Raw genomic sequence first — 2843 nt, forward strand, 5'->3', positions numbered from 1 at the left:
TCGGGCAGCGATACGGGATCTGACGCGCCGCAGTCTGCCTGACCCTGCGTCGAGCCGAGCGATCACCACGGCTGCCAAACCAAGACAGCACCTGGTAGCTCGGCCACCGACCCGTCCCCCTGGCCGAAAATGACCCACGGATCGGTCAGAGAGCCACAACAACTCGCATCTCGCGCCTCGAACCGACCCGCGGGGAGTCCTGGACCGGGCAGCTCGAGGGCGTCAGGCGGGCTGCGCCCCCGCGGCGTCGATCCGCAGCACCCGGAATCCCTTGGCGGTCGCCACCACGCTGATTGCGGCGTTCTCGCCGAGCTGTTCGGCGAGCCAGCGGTGCAGGGAGTCGGCTCCGAGGTTGCGCTGGACGACGAGGTGTCCCTGCGCCCCGGGCGCGAGCCGCGGCAGCCAGCGCAGCAGCATCGCGTGCAGCGCGGGCTTGCCGACCCGGATCGGCGGGTTGGACCACAGCGCCGACAGGGTGACGTCGTCGGGCACGTCGTCGGGCAGGACGGCGCGGACGTTGCTCAGCCCGAGGCGCTCGGCGTTGCGACGCACGAGGTCGAGCGCACGCTCGTTGACGTCCACGGCCCAGACCCGCGCGCGCGGGGACTCGAGCGCCAGGCTCAGCGCGATCGGCCCCCAGCCGCAGCCCAGGTCGAGCAGGTCACCGGTCGGCGGCGGGGCGGGCACGGACCGCAGGAGCACCCCGGTGCCCTGGTCCAGGTGCCCGGGGGAGAACACGCCGCTCGCGCTCTCGAGCTCGAGCTCCCGCCCGCCGAGCGGCACGGTGATCGTGCGCCGCTCGTCGTCGGACGCCGGTCGCGCGGTGAAGTAGTGGTCCGGCGAGCCGGCCGGCGAACTGGGTTCGGCGGCGTCGAGCGGGCTGTCGGGGGAGCCGTCGGAAACGGGCTGGGGGGCGGCGTCTGGCACGGGGGCACCCTACGCGGGTCACGCCCGCAGCGAATTGGCTCGCTCATCGGCGCCCGGGCGTGGCAGGCTTCATGGCAGCCACAGAGAGAAGGCACTACGTGACCCACCCCCACACCGGCCCGACGCCAGACGGCGCGGCCGACGTTCCGGACACTAGCAAGGCGTTCGGCGCGCCGCAGCCGACAGGGGGGTCACCGGCACCGCGCAGTGCCCAGGACGTCGCGGGCGACGTCGTCGCGCGAGTCCTGGCGCGAGCCGGCACCGCGGTCGGCACCGGCAGCACCGTGCACTCCTCGTACGACGGCGACCAGCTCGAGCTCGAGGAGCGCACGTCGCTGCGCCGCGTCGCCGGGCTCTCCACCGAGCTCGAGGACGTCACCGAGGTCGAGTACCGCCAGCTGCGCCTGGAGAAGGTCGTGCTGGTCGGCATCTGGGGCCAGGGGACCGTCCAGGACGCGGAGGTCTCGCTCGCCGAGCTCGCGGCTCTTGCCGAGACTGCCGGTTCGGAGGTCCTCGACGGGATGCTGCAGCGGCGGGCCAAACCCGACCCGAGCACCTATCTCGGGTCCGGCAAGGCTGCCGAGCTCGCAGCCGTGGTGGCCGCGACCGGCGCCGACACGGTCATCGTCGACACCGAGCTCGCGCCCTCCCAACGGCGCTCGCTCGAGGACATCGTCAAGGTCAAGGTCGTCGACCGGACCGCGCTGATCCTGGACATCTTCGCCCAGCACGCGAAGTCCCGGGAGGGCAAGGCTCAGGTCGAGCTCGCCCAGCTCGAGTACCTCCTGCCGCGACTGCGCGGCTGGGGTGAGTCGATGTCCCGCCAGGCCGGTGGCCGGGTGGCCGCCGGTGCCGGGATCGGCTCGCGCGGGCCTGGTGAGACGAAGATGGAGATCGACCGGCGCCGGATCCGCACGCGGATGGCCAAGCTGCGCCGCGAGATCGCCGCGATGGAGCCTGCGCGTGTCACCAAGCGCTCCTCGCGCAAGCGCAACTCCATCCCCTCGGTCGCCATCACGGGGTACACGAACGCCGGCAAGTCCTCGCTGCTCAACCGCCTGACCGGGGCCGGGGCGCTGGTCGAGAACGCGCTGTTCGCGACCCTGGACCCGACCGTGCGCCGCGCGGAGACCAGTGACGGGCGGGTGTACACGCTCACCGACACGGTCGGCTTCGTCCGCGCCCTGCCGCACCAGCTGATCGAGGCGTTCCGCTCCACGCTGGAGGAGGTGGCCGACGCCGACCTCGTGCTGCACATCGTCGACGCCGCGCACCCCGACCCGGAGGGCCAGATCTCCGCGGTTCGCCATGTCTTCGCGGACATCCCGGGCGCGCTCGACGTGCCCGAGGTGATCATCCTCAACAAGGCGGACATCGCCGACCCCGACGCCATCGCACGGCTGCGTTCGCGTGAGGTGCACTCGATCGTGGTCTCCGCGCACACCGGCGAGGGCATCGACGAGCTGCTCGCGCTGATCGCCGACCAGCTGCCGCGCCCGGGGGTCGCCGTCGACCTGGTCATCCCGTACGACCGCGGTGACCTGGTCAGCCGCGTGCACCGCGACGGTGACATCGAGGCCGAGGAGCACACCGGGGCGGGCACCGCCCTGCGCGCCCGGGTGGACTCCGCGCTCGCCCGGGAGCTCGCCGAGGCGGCTGTCCCGACTGTGTGACCTGCTCGGCTCGCGCCCGTCCACAGGCCCGCCACCCGGCGTCGGGGCGGGCGCGGCGCCCGGACTAGGCTGTCCCGGTGCCAAAGCCGATCCCGCCGTCTGACGCCGCGGCGAAGGTCGACGAGCTGCTCGACCTCGCCGTCGCGCGACTCGGTGGCGGGCACCGCCCTGCGCGCCCGGGTGGACTCCGCGCTCGCCCGGGAGCTCGCCGAGGCGGCTGTCCCGACTGTGTGACCTGCTCGG

The 2843-nt window shown here is 73.2% G+C and carries 2 protein-coding genes; one reads left to right on the plus strand and one right to left on the minus strand.

Going from position 1 to position 2843, the window contains the following annotated elements:
* Positions 1 to 222: 222 nt before the first annotated feature.
* Positions 223 to 789, minus strand: coding sequence for a class I SAM-dependent methyltransferase (locus VIM26_RS19705; protein WP_331954400.1), 567 nt, complete (start codon positions 787 to 789; stop codon positions 223 to 225).
* 209 nt (positions 790 to 998) lie between these two features.
* On the opposite strand from VIM26_RS19705, the gene hflX reads away from it, so the two are divergent.
* Positions 999 to 2600: a GTPase HflX gene (hflX, locus tag VIM26_RS19710; protein ID WP_414696527.1), complete on the plus strand. Its 1602-nt coding sequence runs from the start codon at positions 999 to 1001 to the stop codon at positions 2598 to 2600.
* Positions 2601 to 2843 lie beyond the last annotated feature (243 nt).

The sequence above is a fragment of the Pengzhenrongella sp. genome, from assembly GCF_036565025.1.
In the GTDB taxonomy this organism is placed as follows: Bacteria; Actinomycetota; Actinomycetes; order Actinomycetales; family Cellulomonadaceae; genus Pengzhenrongella.